The sequence below is a fragment of the Thermococcus sp. MAR1 genome, from assembly GCF_012027305.1.
Lineage (GTDB): Archaea > Methanobacteriota_B > Thermococci > Thermococcales > Thermococcaceae > Thermococcus.
In genome coordinates this window covers 673784-688361 of sequence record NZ_SNUF01000001.1, presented here as the reverse complement: position 1 = coordinate 688361, position 14578 = coordinate 673784, and the positions used below count along the sequence as shown (strand labels likewise).

Sequence of the window (14578 nt, the reverse complement as noted above, 5' to 3'; positions counted from 1 at the left end):
AGACGGCCGAATCATATGATGTTGTCTATGCTCTCGGGTGGTTTTCCCAGATGGAAGGTTCTAAAGGCCCTGTCACTCACCAGTGAATAGAATAGTATTGAGTCCTCCCCCTCATCAATCACTTCAGAGAGTCTCATCATAAGCTCCTTCAGCTCACCTTCGGTTAGCCAGCCTTCGAAAACACTCCTCTGACGCCAGTGAAGATAAGCCCTCAAAACCCTGTGAACCTTTGCAACACGCTTCTCGTTGACGTCATAAACAACAATGTAGTAGCGCGCCATGAAATCGGCTGGAATCCCACTGATTTAAATCTTTCGCAAAAAAGAAGCCGTTTCGGACGGTTTCATTCTCAGGCATAAAAAAGCAATTTAAAAACGTTTAATTAAATTTTCCCGGACAAACATGTCCCGTTTGGGAGTTTAAATGCAGTGCTCCATTTAAACCGTGAAAAAGCCTGTAAAAATACGGAAAAAGATATCCAACGCCATTGGTCATCAACCATCACTCGGAACTGGAAGAGAGTTAAGAGAACTTAAATTCGAAAATTAGGAATGCTAAACTCCTAAATTTTAAAAAGAAAACAAATTAGACGCTTTTATAAACTCCGACCAACGAAGGTTCTACAGTCCACGAATGAACCCCAAACGTCCGATAGGGGATTTCCCCAGCCAGAAAACAAACCTCCAGGTTCATGCCTGTAAAAAGGGATTGTGAAAGTTTCCAACGGGCGACAGGGTGAAAAACCTCAGCCCATTTTCCGCTTGCCGTAATGACGTTCCCCCGGATGTTTTATTACCATTCACCAGAGTTCTGCCCGGGAGCTACTGCGGGTTTTTCAAAGAGCCCGGAACAGAACGAAAGGTTTTTATAGAGAAAAATCCCACCCTCAATGGGCAATAGGGGGCAAATCCCCAATAGTTTGCAAACATGCCTTGCAGGTGTAAGAACTCCAGGTGCTGAAGAGTTAACATTTCCAACTAAAATTTCGTTTGCAAACATGCCTTGCAGGTGTAAGAACCGTAGCGACTGCTATCCACTTCTGTATAAAATAGTCGATGCTCTTGGGTTTGCAAACATGCCTTGCAGGTGTAAGAACCGCTATCACGCGAACGACTACTACGTGATATACGTGAACAAGTTTGCAAACATGCCTTGCAGGTGTAAGAACATGTCTATTGGCTCAAAGCGCTTGAAATCGTTTGTTTCAAGTTTCAAATTTTGTTTGCAAACATGCCTTGCAGGTGTAAGAACTCTGTCCAAGAGATGTGGACATCCTTGAGATAGTTTGCGTGTGTTTGCAAACATGCCTTGCAGGTGTAAGAACCTACTAACGCCCTTCATTCCGCCGTCAATTCCCTCGGTGATGTATTTGGTTTGCAAACATGCCTTGCAGGTGTAACTGAAGTACAGCCCCATATGATGATAATGAAAAGGCGGCGGTGATGGGATGAAGTATCCCTTCTTTATAACCCGTCATGGGAAGCTTGAGCGGGAAGGTGGTTCTCTTGTTTTTGTTGGAGACATAGTCAAGAGGAGAATCCCTCTCGGGCAGGTGAGCGAAATTCATTGCCTTGCAAGGGTCTCCATGACTAGTGGTGCCATAGAGCTTTTAAGTGAAAGAAGAATCCCAGTTCACTTCTACACAACTAGAGGAGAGTACAAAGGTTCGTTCATCAACGATGTTTCACCGAGGGGAAAGCTTCACCTGGAACAGGCGAGGCACTACCTTGAGTCTGAAAAGAGGCTCTACCTCGCGAAAACCATTGTGGAGGGCATTCAAAACAGCATGGCCCTCGTTCTCGCGAGGATGGGTGTTAATCCCGTTAAACTCAACTCTGTTAAAGTGGATGGAGAAACCGTTGAGGAGATAATGGGGCGGGAAGCTGAACTCTGGAGCCACTTTTACCGCTACTTTGGAGAGGCCATAGGAGTTGAAGACTTCAAAAGGACGAGACGACCTCCTCAGGACGAAATCAACGCGCTTATAAGCTATGCCAACGCCATAGTTTACGGCCTCTCCCTGTCTTCACTCATCAAGGCAGGCCTCGATCCCTCCATAGGCTATCTTCACGCAGTAAATGATTCCCGATATTCACTATCCCTTGACTTGGCTGACATCTTCAAGCCCCTCTACGTCTTTACGGCAATAAAATCCGCCCTTGACGATGGGCTTTTTTTGAAGTCCGATTTCTCGCGCAAAAGGAACGCTGTTTATCTAGCCAGAAGCGGTAAGGTGAAGCTCCTCCAGGCACTAACAAACACCCTCCGGAGGACGGTCTATATAAGCAGGAAGCGGTACTCGTACATGGGACTAATGGAACGGGAAGCGGGAAAGATTAGAAACCACCTCCTTGGAGGAAAGAACTATAGTCCCTTCAAACTCAAGGGGTCTTGAATCCATAGCCACTCCAACCTTTGAAAGGGAAAGAAAAGTTACTTGTTCCCACTTATTATCTTGTTATCCGAGAAAAATTTATATGGAGAAATTGTTCAAGTGATAAGGGTTGTGGGATGAGACTCATCCTTAAACTTCTACCGGAGCAGTCTGCACCCCCAAACACCGTGGACAGGCATCACGTTCAAGCAATGATATACTCCCACCTGATGGGGACTCAATACGACGGTGTCCACAACACCAGTTCCTTTAAATTCTTTACCTTCTCCAACCTCTTTCCCGGCCTAGAAATTAGAGAGGACGTCCCAAAAAATCTGATAATCAGCTCCCCTGATGAGGATTTCATAGAAACCCTTGCCGAGAAACTTGAGCCCGTGGAGAGACTTTACCTGGGCAAAATACCTTTTAGAGTCCAGTCTCTTAAGATGTTTAGACTAAAGCCCGGAAAGGCGTTCATAACCGATACCCCTATCGTCGTTCCCGGGAGGTTTGAAAGGTTCTTTACATTTTATCGCGACGGGGATATTAACTACTTCATCGAAAGGTTAACTAAGAACGCCCTAAAAAAGTACGGGGCATTCACAGGTGAAACCATCGAACTCAACGGACCCCTCTTCACAAAAATGGTGCCATACAAAAGAAAAAAAGGATGGCTGGACGTTTATGTCAGGGTACACTTTTCAGGCCATGCTAAAACCATAGCGGGGTCACTATGGAAGCGATTGGAGTTTAATATTGAACCCTCAACAAGAACATTCTACTCTTTCCTCCTTGATTCCGGCCTGGGAATGCTCAACTCCCTCGGCTTCGGCTTCGTGAACCCGGTGAGGTGACCGGGAATGGGCTACCGAGCATTAATTATGAGAAAACTCAATGGAAAATGGTTCATAGTGTACAGCCATTGGGGCTCGAGGAGAATAGATGTTGAAATCTATCGTCTAGCCGGTGGAGGGGGCTTGGAGACGCCGTTCCATCGCCTTGTGATGCTGTTCGATGGGTTAATCGAGGGCATAGTTTATCCCAGAAAACTGCTGAGCGAGGTTACCGGTGATCAGTCGTGGATAAAAAACGAAGTTGAAATAGTCAAAAACCCCCTTGAGGAGATAGACTGGGGCGACCTGCTGATAGAAAACTGGGTCATATATGACCCGCAGAAATTCATATTCATATACAAGCCCGCGATAACCAGCGCCAAAATCCCCCTGGGGACAACTCTGCTCATGCGTCCCTTCATCGTTAAGGGCGACCAGCACGAGATGCTGGAATACTTTATAGAGCTGAGATCTTACGTAAAGGCGTTAGGAGAAGCCCTCGGATTGGGGTACCTCAGTGAGGACGAGGTTAGAGAGACGCTGAGACAGCTAACTGGTGAACAGTTTCTTTCCATCTGTGAGGGCGACTATAAGGAGTGTGGAGCGTTTGCTATATCATCCCTCCACGTGAGACCAGTCATCGGCAAGCCATCGGAGAAAGTCATCAGAGCGGTGGAGGAACTGCTCTAAATCTCTCTTTTTGCACCCCCAGTTACCGAAAGGTTTATAAACCCCAAACGCACTCAAGTAAACTACGCGCGGTACTCTTCTCAGGGGTGATGTCCCTGCACGTGCGAGATATGGATTACTACGTGTTGGAGTTGGAAACGGCCGACGGAAAAGTCGAGCTTCACCTGCACTTTGACGCCGGCTGGCTCGAAATCACCAGCCCCTACGGGGCCGAGAGGATAAAGCTGGCCCCCGAGAACGCCTTCGCCCTCACCTACGTCCTCTCGAAGTTCATCGGGCGGGTTCTCAGCGAGGAGGAAATCCGCTCGCTCCTGTGAGTTTTTCTTTTTTGCCCCCTTTGGGGCGTGCACGGGAGGTGAGACTATGTTGAGGAGGTATAAACATTTTGAGGCCCGGGTTGAGAGACACGGCACCTTCTCAGCTGGCTGGGACTGGTACTCAGCGCCTCCACGCTGGGCCGAAGTCAGGCTCACCCTCTACGATGACCACGCTTTACTCACCATCGGGTTCATGCCGGAAATCAAAATCAGCTACACCCGCGAGAACGCGATTGCCCTGGTTCAGTTTCTCAGGCTCTTCAACGATAGAGTGAAGCTTGAGGTCGAGAGACAGAAGCTCGTCCGGTGATTTTTTCTTTTCTTCCCCGGAATTCAATTTTGGAAAAACCTTAAATATTCCACCTGTCATAAAAGATACCATGAAGACAAACGCCTTTGACGTGGCCTCGCGCTATGTTTACCCTTCACTAAGGCGGAGGCTCGTTGAGATACTCTACGAAAGCAGCCTGAAGCAGACGGAGATAGGAGAACTTCTACACATCACGCAGTCGGCCGTCTCGCGCTATCTGAGGATGGACAGGGGGGCGCTGATAGACGTCTCAAGGTTTCCAGACATAGACGCCATGGTAATGGCGCTGGCCGAGAGAATAGTTAGGGAGAGGCCAACCGAGTACGAGATTCATTCAGAGCTCGTTAAAATATCTCTCGAGATGCTCGGCAGAGGCTACGTCTGCTCGCTCCATTCACAGATTGACCCCGAGGTCGATCCGGCCAAGTGCAAGGTCTGCCTTGAACTTTTCGGCTGAATTGGGGAGAAAAATCCTCTACGGCGAAGCCCCCGTAAGAACCCAGATTCCAATGACTATCAGCAGTATCCCCGCTATCATCGAAAGCTCCCGGCTTTTCCTCACCATCGCCTGGGAGAAGCGCTTGCTCTCGGTCACGCTCCCCATCGCCAGCAGTATGACGACCAGCGGGAGCACGAAGACGAGGTTGTAGAGTGCCAGAAGGAGGAAAGCGAGGGCCTGACCGCCTTTCGAGATTATTATCGCGTAGACGAGGTAGCTCCCCGCCGAGCATGGAAGGAGCGTGGTCGAGACTATAACTCCGAGCGTAAAAGCTCCAACTGCCGTTGCATCGCTGCTGAATATTTTTCTCCGGATCTTGCTCTTGTCCCCGACGCGCGACTTCTCCATCAGGCCGGTTATTATCGTGTAGGCCCCGAAGACTATCGCGGCAACTCCGGCAACCCAGAGAGGAAGATAGCCGGCGAAGTATAGGAGGCCGACTCCAAGGAGGTAATAGGAGATGTAAACCGCCGCGATGAAGGCAGCGCCTATGAGGTAGAGCCGTCTCTTGGAAATCTCCCTGAACGAGAGGGCTATAAGAAGCATGGTGTATATGACGAAGGTGCACGGGTTTATCGAGTCGCTCATAGCTAAAGCGAAGAACTTGGGGATAAAGTCCATCATGCCCAGTGCCCACAGCGCCAGGGAGCTAACCCCAAACGAGACCAGAAGGATTATCGCCAGACCCTTTACCTCACTTCTCATGGTAGAAAGTTATCCCGGGTCTTTTTGTGGCTTTCTAAAACAAAAAGTTGAGAACGAAAGGTAGCTCAGCCGGAAGTGGAGTTTGCATTCCATGACGGCATTCTGTGCTCGACGAAGATTTCATGGAGCCTATTAAGGGTTTCCTTGGCCTCATCTTTGTTCCACGGAAGGAGATAGACCTTGCCCCCAACCACCAGGAAAGTCCCGTTGTTCTTCATCGCCGTTGCTATTATCTTGGGAGTAGCGGTCACGTTGAACTCGCCCTCTATTATCGCGTATATCGTCCCGTTGTACGTTATCGCTATCGCCGGAACCCCCTGAATTCCCGTCAGCTGGTAAACCTGCTGGAAGAGCTTCGTGTTCTCTTCGTTTCCAACCAACTCATAGTAGGTCAAGCTGTCGTTCCCGTAAGCCTTGGGAATCTCCTCCCTCATTCTGTGACAGTGGGGGCAGGTCTTCATGCCGTACATGTAGAAATGAATATCGTCGAGGTATATCTTCGTCCCGTTCACGACCACGTATTCCTGGCCTGGAGAGGTTGTTTGAGTTGAAGATCCCGTATTCGAGCTGCCTGAGTCTGAGATACAGCCGGCCCCAAAGCCGACGAGGAGAATGAGGAGGAGCACTACCCCAAATTTTTTCATCAAATCACCCGTCTAAACTTATCCCCGGAGGTTATAAAACCTTGCTCCCATTCAATCTCGGTTGAAGCTATCCGAACAGAACGCTTAAATCCTCTGGCGTCAAGGATGTTAGGGGATAATCATGCAGGAGTGGTACCGCTCCAGGGCACTGTATGAAGCGGTTCTTAAACTCGTCAACTCTGGAAAGACCGAGGAAGCGCTTCAGATGGCGGAGGGGATACCTGACAGGGTTATTCGCTCCAAGGCATTCTCGCATATAGTCATTGAGGTTGCGCGGAAGGGCCAGGACTACGGGAAGGCCTTGGAGAGAGCGGTGAAGGCTGCCCTCGATATAGAAAACCACGAGGAGAGCACAAAGGCTCTCATGAGCCTGGCCTTCGAATTCCTAAACCTCGGAAAGCCTGAGGAGGCCATGAGAATATCCAAGTACATAACCGACCTCCCGAACAAGTCAAAGGTCGAGGCGGAGGTGGCGCTGGCCCTCGCCAAGGAGAGAAAGGTTGCCGAGGCCATGGAGATAATTAACGGCATCATGGACGACGATGTTAAGACGTGGGCGATGTCCAGACTAGCCAGCCAGCTTTAGCTCGAATCTGCCTATTTTCCCGCGACATTTTTAAAAATTTAACACGCAACAATCCACAAGGCTTTTTTAGGTTTTCCCGTTTCCCGTCCGGGTGAGAAAAATGGACGGTGGTGCGATAATCGGATTGATAGGAATGCTTCTCCTGGTGAGCTCGTGGGTTCCCCAGACGTGGGAGACCATAAAGACCAGGAAATGCCCCCTCAACCTGCAGTTCATACTGATCTACGTAACGGCCTCGACGCTGCTCACGGTGTACTCGTACCTGATAGGGGACTGGATATTCTTCGCCCTGAACTTCCTCGCGGCGTTCCAGAGCGCTATAAACCTCACCGTAAAACTGATGGAAAAGAAAAGATAGGGTCACTTCCTCTCGTAGAGGCCGACGAGCTCCCCCCACTGGATAACGTGGCCTTCCATGGCCCTTTCCAGTTCTTTCCTGCTTGAGCCGGGTTTTAGGTTGAGGGTCGTGTCGAGACCATAAACCTTGAAGTGGTAGTGATGCACTCCATGGCCTCTCGGTGGGCACGGCCCACCATAGCCTACCATTCCGAAATCGTTGCGTCCCTGGATCACATGAACAGGAGCATCCACTTCGGCCTGCCTCGGAACCCCCTTAGGTATCTCTCCAAGGGGTGGGATGTTCCACGCTATCCAGTGGGTGAAGGTTCCCCCGGGGGCGTCGGGGTCGTCCATGATGATAACCAGGCTCTTGACATCGGGGTCTATGTGCCCTATGAATATCGGGGGGTTAACGTTCTCCCCGTCGCACGTGAACTCAACGGGTATGTACTCCCCGTTGTGGAACACCGAACCTATCTCGAGGTCCATATCCACACCTCCTTTAGGTTTTTCATGGGACGTGCATCCCGCGATGCACACCCCTAAGATCAAAACCAATACCACCAGGGCCTTCTTCATATTAATAACTCTCTTTTCAAACGTAAAAATATTTCGGCATTAGGCTTTATTAAGTTCAGCCGACAAAATAGTACCCGGTGATTGCCGTGGAGCTGGCCGGCAAGGTTGCCCTCGTCACCGGTGGCGGAAGGGGAATAGGGAGGGCAATAGCACTAGCCCTCGCGGAGAAGGGAGTGAACGTCGCCGTAAACTACGCCCACAGCAGGGAAAAGGCAGAAGAGACCGCCGAGCTCTGCCGCTCCTACGGAGTCGATGCGATTGCCGTAAAGGCCGACGTAAGCAACCGCGAAGAGGTCAGAAGGATGGTCAAAGAGGTCATCAACCACTTCGGAAGGATAGACATCCTCGTAAACAACGCCGGAATCCTTGGAAAGGCCCTGAAGCCCATAGAAGTCACCGACGATGACTGGGACGCTGTTCTCGGCGTCAACCTTAAGGGGGCCTTCATAGTTACCCAGGAGGTTCTCAGGTACATGAAGAAGGGAAAGATAGTCAACATAGCCTCAATAGCCGGGAAGGACGGCGGAACGGTCGGGCCTCACTACGCAGCATCGAAGGGCGGACTGATAGCCCTCACGTTCAACCTCGCAAGGCATCTCGCTCCCAACATCCTCGTCAACGCAGTGGCCCCGGGACCGGTTGATACAGAGCTGATAAGCCCGGAGATAAAGGAAAGGCTCCGTTCGCTCTCGCTGACGGGAGAAATAGCTAAACCGGAGGAGATAGCCCACGCCGTGATATTCCTCCTCGAAAACGACCACATAACCGGCGAAGTAATAGACGTCAACGGCGGCAGGCTGATGGATTGATTTTTAAGCTCCTTCTCCATTTTCCCTTGATGCCCCATGAAGGTGCTGTGGGAGAGGGAAATCCCGGCTGATGAGATAGTAGTCTCGCCTAGACCGGTCTGGAAGTGCCGCTCCTGTCCAATGTACGGCAAAAGATTAAACTGTCCGCCGCACGTCCCGGACTGGCGGGAGGCAAGGGATTGGGTGCGACACTTCAAAAAGGCTTTGATAATAAAATTTGAGATAGACATGGAGCGCTTTGAGGAGGACAAGCGGAAAGCCCTCCTGTACCTGCTGAAGAGGGAGGAGGAGTTCTTCCGGGAGGGAAAAATGTATGCAACAGCCCTGTTTCCCGGAAACTGCAACCTCTGCGACGACTGCCCCTTCGAGAGGGGCGAGCCGTGCAAGCTTCCAACCAAGGCCAGGCCGAGCATAGACGCTATCGGCATCGAGATTGGAAGGCTCGTGAAAATCGACTTCTCCGAAAGCGTTTTGTACGGGATGGTGCTAATTGAATGAAGGTGTAAACGGATGAAAATGGACAGCTCTTCCCTGATGAAGTGGGGAATCTCGCTCATCATGACGCTCGTCTATGCCTTTGGGGCGGCTCTTTTCTACTACCTGCCCGCGAGGGGAGAGCCGAACCTTGACGTGGAGTTCCCGCAACTGCTTCTCCACTTCACCTTTTTGGCCTTCCTCTTCTGGATGGTCTTAATCCCGGAGGGAAAATCGGGCAAAGCGGTTGATGTCCTCATGCTCACGGTTTTAACCGTTCCCGCGGGGGTGGTTGCATCCCTGCTTTTCCTCTTTGCCGTTACAGGCTTTGGAATTTACGAAACATGGGGCGCTGAATACTTCGTGATGGCACTGATTCCGTTCCTGCTCGCATACAGGACCGCCAAGGGGCGAATCTCAGCGGCTCCATTCATATTAGCGATAGCCTACAGTGCTTTAGCGTACGTGTGGGGGCGTGGTTTATGAAGATTGCCTACATAACCCTGCTCGGCCGCTCGGAATGGGCACTGGTGAATACCTACTATGCGGTAGTCTCAAGGGGGAGAAAACCGGACCGGGTCTTCATATTCACGGAAGAGACGTACCGCAAAAAGCTCCCCAGAGTTGTGGAGGCACTAAAAGTAATATCGCGGGCCTACAACTTCACTCCCGAGATCGAGGCCATCGTAATCCCTGACAACAGCTTCCTTGAAGCCGACAGAAAGTTCAAGGAGCTCTTCCAGAGGCTCGAAAAGGAAGGGTACACCATCGGGCTTGACATAACTTCCGGGCGAAAGGCCCTCGCCACCGCTGCCGTGGTTCAGCTCAGGGAGTTCCCGGTGGACAGGATAATCTACATGGCCCTCCTCGACATGGACTTCCCGGACAGGCCCTACATGATGATACCCACCCACATGCAGCGCCTCAAGAACTTCCTGGGTGATGGAAATGCGCCGCCCTACTGAACTCATCGAAAAGCCGGAGCTTCAGGTTCTTATGAACGTTCTCGGGGAGGTTGAAGTGAGCTACCCGCTGTACGGTCTCCGCCTGCTGAGGGCTAAGCCGATAGAGACGGGCTACCGCGTTGAAGTCACCGTTAACCGGAGGGAATTCAACGACCGGGTTCCGGAGTACCTCTCCCACGAACTGCCCACCTACACCGACTTCTACGAGTGCTTTATCTCCTCGGGCATAATCCTCTACGACAACGTGGACGAGTTCCTCCAGAACCTTGAGCTCTACGAGAGGCTCAAAAAGGGCGTCGCCTTTGCCCCGGACACGAACCTCTTTTACCACCGCTTCATCTCGGGCTTCCGGCCCCTCGACAGGTATCAGATAGTCGTGGCCGAGGGAGTAAAGAAGGAGATAGAGAACGCGATGAACTACAAGTACCGCCACAGGGAGCTGGAGGAGATGAGACGCGAGGTGAGGAACGGAAGTTTGTTGAGGGAGTTCAGCAACAGGAGGACGAAAAAGAGCAGAAAAGCTGCCTACATAGCCCTAAAGGAGTTCGAGAGGCTGAAGGACAGGATAATCATAGCGGAGAGCGTCAAGGAGCCGGCCCACAACAACGACGAGATAATAGTGAAGTCCCTCAAGCACTACGACAACATGACGCCCACTCTGCTCGTCTTTCTTACAGCAGATATAGCGATAACAGATGTTGCCGAGATGGAGGGGCTTGAGTACTTCCTCTTCAAGTATCCGCGCAAAGAGCTTGGGAGACACGACGTTACCGCTTACCAGCTCAGAACGCTGATCTTCAACCTCGCGGCGGTCTTCGGCGTCATCGAGGTGAACGGGATAACGGTGTTCGGTGAGTTCGGTGGAAAGCAGGGGCTGAACGAGCTGAAGCTTGTCTTCCCGACGGAGAACAGGGCATATCACGAGTTTGAGTTCCACCTGAAGCTCAGCAGGAAGCTGATGGAAATCATGAACGGCTAAACAGCTTGAACTTTGCGAACAGACTGGCAACCTCCATCAGGAAGATAAAGACAGCAAAGACTTCCGCGAATGCCACGTGGAGAGGTGCAATAACTATTGAGGCCGAGACGCTGAAGGCAACAAGCTCTTCTCCTTCCTTGCTCTCGCCGCCATAGCGATATTCAAGGGCAAAGGTGAGCCAGCCGAGGAGAACCACCATGAGGTAGCCCATTCTGAGTTCCATGAACAGGTAGAAAAGACCCAAAACGAGAAATGGAAGGGCAATGAGGAGGCGCCTCATGTTTTCACCCCAGCACCAGTCCACCAGCGGCCACTTCAAAGTTCTCCGGGGTCATGATCGAAAAGACATAGTGCCCCGATTCTTCAACCCTGAGAATCAGCCTCAGGTCACCCAATGCCATTAGGGTAGAGTTTGAGGCGCCGTTGAGGTAATCCTGGCTCCAGTTTCCCGAAGCCTTAACCTCATGCACGGGATTTACCGTCAAAAACGCCCTGTACCTGCGCCCACCGTACTCGATGCACACCGGGATTCTCTCGGCGTAGGGAACGTAGGTGGTGCCTTTTATCGGGCGGGCGTTTACGATAACCTCGAAGTCCGCCGGCTCGTGCGGTGGGGAAAGCCTCAGGGCAGAGAGGGTTATGCTGGCGTTCATCTCGTCCCCGGTAACTCCCGCCTCGAACGAGTAGAGGGTGGCGTTGAGTCCTTCGAAGTAATCAACGACCTCGCCTGCTATCGCTGCTGGAACAACGATACCGCCGGAGAAAGTTCCGTTGAGCTGGATGTAGGTCAGTGAGGGCCCACCATAAGGAAGGAACCCCAAAAGTGCCAGAACCACCGGAAAAACGAAGAGCCTCTTCCCCCAAAACCCCGGCAACACTTTATCACCGGGAAAAGTTAAAAGATTAAAGCTTAAAAGTTTTACTGAAGCATGCCCTCCAGCTTTTCCACGAACTCCATGCTCCTCCTGAGGTCGGCGAAGTACCCCTTAGCTTTTTCGATGTGCTCCCTCTCCACCCTTCCGCCCTTTGCCAGGACGCTCGCCGGGGCGAGGAGCTGGACTGCATACCTTAAGCTGGTCTTCTCGCCGAGCTCCGCGAGGTACTCGATGGCATCCTCGCTTACCTCGATCTTCTCCTCCTTAGCCCTTATCTTGATTATCTCGCGAATTTCCTCCTTCCTGTAGGGCTCGGTGTTGATTATGAGCAGCCTGTCGAGCATATCTATCGGAATGCCGTGCGGGGCTTCGAGGTCGGTGCCCCTTATCTTCGTCCTTCCGCGGTTCGTCGCGAGGATTAGGATCGGCGCCAGCTCGCTCTCCATCGCCCTCGCGAGGAAGGAGAACGCCTCGATGTCGAGCATGTGCACCTCGTCTATGAAGAGAACCCCAGGCACGAGGCTGGCCTTCCCCTCTTCGATCCACTTCTTGACCGTCTCATCAACCCTCTGCCTTATCTCGTCGCTTATCTCCGCCCCTGTGCTGAAGAGCAGGCCGAAGATATTTCCGCGGGCGTTGGCAACGTCGAGGTCGTGAAGGGTTACTGTGTAGGTGAACTCCTTTATCTTGAGAACTGGTCCGCTCGGCAGGTTCACCTTGCGCTTGAAGAACAGCCCCTCTTCTTCTTTGGTGGTGCCTATCTTGGAAATCCTTCCTGTTTCCGCGTCAATCTGTATGACATCGCCCTCCTCGACGCCCATCTCAAGCAGCTGGTAGGCTATCTCCCTCCCGGCTCTAATCGTCTTCTCGTCATCCTTCGTGCGGAGGGTTATGATGACGCTCTCAGGAATCTCGACGTAGGGGTTGAACGGGTGCCTCGTCCTGTTGATTTTAATCTCCCTTATCTCACCCTCGTAGACCTTCCTCTCCTCGCTTATCCTTACGCCTATGGCCCTCCTCAAAGCTTCTTTCAGGAACTCGGTCTTCTTGACCTCAGCGGAGTAAATCTCGCTCCCCGCTATCTGAACGAAGGGAACATCTTCACCGAGCTCCCTCGCTATGCCCATGGCTATCGCCGTCTTACCGCTCCCCGTCGGGCCGACGAGGAGGATTCCCTTTCCGGCGAGCTTGCCGCGCTTGATAAGCTCGACCGCGATTCCAGCCGCTTCCCTTGCCTTGACCTGTCCGACCATTCCATCTCCCATGAACCTGGCCTTTCCGTTCTCGTCGAGGCCAAGGCCCCTTATGTGGGAGTGGCTTCCAATCCTCTCGAAGCTCCTTGGCGCCACTTCCTCTATCACTGGCATGGCACCACCCCCTTAATCTTTCCGTGGGTTACTAAAAGGGGGAGATTTAAAAATTTGACGGAGGCTCAGGCCGTCGATCCCGGGCATCACTCACCCCAAAGGCCAATCTCATCATCGCCGGGAGAAGTTGGGGAGGAGCTTTAAAAACCCCCTCAAAGCACGTTGAGGTACTTATGAACCTGAAAGCTCAGGCCGACGTTCTTCCGGCCCATAACGAGCGAGGCTTCGCGGTACAGCTCCATGAGCTTCTCCTGACTTATCTCGATTGGCTCCCTCGGCTGGATTACGAGGGGGGCTAAACCCTTTAGCAGTTCGGCGTACCAGCGAACGTTCTCCAGCTTCGTTTCTGAGGTGACCACGAGCTTGGCGTAAGCCTTCGCGCCAGCTTCTTTCAGAACCCTTATGCTCTCGACCTCACGGAGAACCAAAGCCCTCCAGTCCTCTGTTGCCTTGGCCGTTTCGTCCTTTATGTCAACGCTCGCGTAATCGGTAAGGTGGGCAACCTCTCTAACCAGCTCCGGAAGGCCGCCGTGGGTCTCAAGGAAGTTGTCGAAGCCGAGGCTTTTCACTTTCTCCATAAGCGCCTTGAGCGCCCTTATCTGGAGCGTGGGCTCGCCGCCCGTGTAGCTTATCGAATGTATGTCGCCGGTATCGAGGCGTAGAATGGCCTCAACGACATCGTCGAGCCCCGCTGGATTAGGTCTGTACTCAAACTTCCCCGTAAATGGCTCTACCTCGTATCTCCAGCGGGAAACGCGGGAAGCGTTGATATACTCGCGGGAATCGCACCACTCACAATGAAGGTCACAGCCGGCGAAGCGGACGAAGATCTGCCTCCTGCCGAAGGCACTTCCGGGAACGCTCCCTCCTTCACCTTGCCAGCTGTTGAAGACCTCGGCCATCACGAGCTTCATACCAACACCTCACAGATCATCTACATCAACGCCCTTAACGTGTTCGCTCACGTAGCCTTCAAGAATCTCGACCCTTACGCTCCTGTCCTCGCCGGTCATGTCTGCCATCAGCTGAACTCCCCTCGCGTAGTCCCAGAGGCGCCTCTTTGCCCCATCGGTGATCCTCTCCGCCATGATGATTATCTCCCTCTCGTTGGGCCTTTTGCTCACGATTTCGATGACCTTTCTGGCATCTTCCTCGGTAAAGGTTCCCCTCTTCTTGAAGAGCAAGCAATCACCCCCGGAAAATTACATAATTCCGCATTTATTTAATTATGCA

22 protein-coding genes and 1 CRISPR repeat array are annotated in these 14578 nt (G+C 52.0%); of the genes, 13 read left to right on the top strand and 9 right to left on the bottom strand.

The genetic code is table 11. The annotated features are described in order from the left end of the window. Positions 1–11 precede the first annotated feature (11 nt). Positions 12–281 (bottom strand): CRISPR-associated endonuclease Cas2, encoded by a 270-nt coding sequence (gene cas2 / locus E3E25_RS03915; RefSeq protein WP_167891895.1) that lies wholly within the window; start codon positions 279–281, stop codon positions 12–14. A 636-nt stretch (positions 282–917) separates the two neighbouring features. Continuing rightward, a CRISPR array of direct repeats spans positions 918–1403; the repeat unit is 31 nt; unit sequence GTTTGCAAACATGCCTTGCAGGTGTAAGAAC. 44 nt (positions 1404–1447) lie between these two features. Here cas2 and cas1 point away from each other — a divergent pair. The 6 genes from cas1 (at position 1448) to E3E25_RS03885 (ending at position 4981) form a co-directional block, all read left to right on the top strand. Then, positions 1448–2395, top strand: coding sequence for a CRISPR-associated endonuclease Cas1 (gene cas1 / locus E3E25_RS03910; protein WP_167891894.1), 948 nt, complete (start codon positions 1448–1450; stop codon positions 2393–2395). 116 nt (positions 2396–2511) lie between these two features. Further along, a complete protein-coding gene (gene cas6 / locus E3E25_RS03905; RefSeq protein ID WP_167891893.1) occupies positions 2512–3228 on the top strand; it encodes a CRISPR-associated endoribonuclease Cas6 in 717 nt (238 codons plus the stop codon). Between the two features lie 6 nt (positions 3229–3234). Beyond that, positions 3235–3897 carry a hypothetical protein gene (locus tag E3E25_RS03900; RefSeq protein ID WP_167891892.1) on the top strand — a complete coding sequence of 221 codons (663 nt, stop codon included), beginning with the start codon at positions 3235–3237 and terminating at the stop codon, positions 3895–3897. An 89-nt stretch (positions 3898–3986) separates the two neighbouring features. Continuing rightward, positions 3987–4214, top strand: a complete 228-nt coding sequence (locus tag E3E25_RS03895) for a hypothetical protein (protein ID WP_240910742.1) — start codon at positions 3987–3989, stop codon at positions 4212–4214. A gap of 46 nt (positions 4215–4260) precedes the next feature. After that, positions 4261–4524: a hypothetical protein gene (locus tag E3E25_RS03890; protein ID WP_167891891.1), complete on the top strand. Its 264-nt coding sequence runs from the start codon at positions 4261–4263 to the stop codon at positions 4522–4524. 70 nt (positions 4525–4594) lie between these two features. Beyond that, positions 4595–4981 (top strand): transcriptional regulator, encoded by a 387-nt coding sequence (locus tag E3E25_RS03885; protein WP_167891890.1) that lies wholly within the window; start codon positions 4595–4597, stop codon positions 4979–4981. A gap of 18 nt (positions 4982–4999) precedes the next feature. On the opposite strand, the gene E3E25_RS03880 is transcribed toward E3E25_RS03885, so the two are convergent. Both E3E25_RS03880 and E3E25_RS03875 read right to left on the bottom strand, forming a co-directional pair. Beyond that, positions 5000–5728, bottom strand: a complete 729-nt coding sequence (locus E3E25_RS03880; protein WP_167891889.1) for a cytochrome c biogenesis protein CcdA — start codon at positions 5726–5728, stop codon at positions 5000–5002. Between the two features lie 65 nt (positions 5729–5793). Beyond that, positions 5794–6372, bottom strand: coding sequence for a glutaredoxin (locus tag E3E25_RS03875; protein WP_167891888.1), 579 nt, complete (start codon positions 6370–6372; stop codon positions 5794–5796). 121 nt (positions 6373–6493) lie between these two features. Here E3E25_RS03875 and E3E25_RS03870 point away from each other — a divergent pair, with 121 nt between their 5' ends. Then, the gene (locus tag E3E25_RS03870; protein WP_167891887.1) at positions 6494–6958 is read left to right on the top strand and encodes a hypothetical protein; all 465 of its coding nucleotides are present in this window, start codon (positions 6494–6496) and stop codon (positions 6956–6958) included. A gap of 100 nt (positions 6959–7058) precedes the next feature. Further along, positions 7059–7316, top strand: a complete 258-nt coding sequence (locus E3E25_RS03865) for a hypothetical protein (RefSeq protein ID WP_167892662.1) — start codon at positions 7059–7061, stop codon at positions 7314–7316. 2 nt (positions 7317–7318) lie between these two features. Here the strand turns inward: E3E25_RS03865 and E3E25_RS03860 are convergent, their stop codons facing one another. Beyond that, positions 7319–7786 (bottom strand): YbhB/YbcL family Raf kinase inhibitor-like protein, encoded by a 468-nt coding sequence (locus E3E25_RS03860; RefSeq protein WP_240910741.1) that lies wholly within the window; start codon positions 7784–7786, stop codon positions 7319–7321. Positions 7787–7953: 167 nt separating this feature from the next. On the opposite strand from E3E25_RS03860, the gene E3E25_RS03855 reads away from it, so the two are divergent. From E3E25_RS03855 to E3E25_RS03835, 5 genes are read left to right on the top strand one after another with little or no spacing between them, the layout of a single operon-like run. After that, positions 7954–8685, top strand: a complete 732-nt coding sequence (locus E3E25_RS03855; RefSeq protein ID WP_370456641.1) for an SDR family NAD(P)-dependent oxidoreductase — start codon at positions 7954–7956, stop codon at positions 8683–8685. Between the two features lie 36 nt (positions 8686–8721). Beyond that, entirely contained in the window at positions 8722–9183 is a 462-nt protein-coding gene (locus E3E25_RS03850; protein ID WP_167891885.1) for a DUF2284 domain-containing protein, read from the top strand. A gap of 12 nt (positions 9184–9195) precedes the next feature. After that, positions 9196–9645 carry a hypothetical protein gene (locus E3E25_RS03845; protein WP_167891884.1) on the top strand — a complete coding sequence of 150 codons (450 nt, stop codon included), beginning with the start codon at positions 9196–9198 and terminating at the stop codon, positions 9643–9645. Then, a complete protein-coding gene (locus tag E3E25_RS03840) occupies positions 9642–10124 on the top strand; it encodes a hypothetical protein (RefSeq protein WP_167891883.1) in 483 nt (160 codons plus the stop codon). The genes E3E25_RS03845 and E3E25_RS03840 overlap by 4 nt, the downstream gene beginning before the upstream one ends. Continuing rightward, positions 10108–11103 (top strand): PIN domain-containing protein, encoded by a 996-nt coding sequence (locus tag E3E25_RS03835; RefSeq protein ID WP_167892660.1) that lies wholly within the window; start codon positions 10108–10110, stop codon positions 11101–11103. Before E3E25_RS03840 ends, E3E25_RS03835 begins: the two co-directional genes overlap by 17 nt. Here E3E25_RS03835 and E3E25_RS03830 read toward each other — a convergent pair. From E3E25_RS03830 to E3E25_RS03810, 5 genes are all read right to left on the bottom strand, one after another. Continuing rightward, a complete protein-coding gene (locus tag E3E25_RS03830) occupies positions 11090–11383 on the bottom strand; it encodes a hypothetical protein (RefSeq protein ID WP_167891882.1) in 294 nt (97 codons plus the stop codon). The two genes, E3E25_RS03835 and E3E25_RS03830, sit on opposite strands and share 14 nt — an antisense overlap. A 4-nt stretch (positions 11384–11387) precedes the next feature. Then, positions 11388–11981 carry a hypothetical protein gene (locus tag E3E25_RS03825; RefSeq protein WP_167891881.1) on the bottom strand — a complete coding sequence of 198 codons (594 nt, stop codon included), beginning with the start codon at positions 11979–11981 and terminating at the stop codon, positions 11388–11390. Between the two features lie 41 nt (positions 11982–12022). Further along, positions 12023–13345 carry a RuvB-like helicase gene (locus E3E25_RS03820; RefSeq protein WP_167891880.1) on the bottom strand — a complete coding sequence of 441 codons (1323 nt, stop codon included), beginning with the start codon at positions 13343–13345 and terminating at the stop codon, positions 12023–12025. A gap of 152 nt (positions 13346–13497) precedes the next feature. Next, positions 13498–14259 carry a 7-carboxy-7-deazaguanine synthase QueE gene (locus tag E3E25_RS03815; protein ID WP_167891879.1) on the bottom strand — a complete coding sequence of 254 codons (762 nt, stop codon included), beginning with the start codon at positions 14257–14259 and terminating at the stop codon, positions 13498–13500. 9 nt (positions 14260–14268) lie between these two features. After that, on the bottom strand, positions 14269–14529 hold the full coding sequence (locus tag E3E25_RS03810) for a hypothetical protein (RefSeq protein ID WP_167891878.1): 261 nt from the start codon (positions 14527–14529) through the stop codon (positions 14269–14271). Positions 14530–14578: the final 49 nt, after the last annotated feature.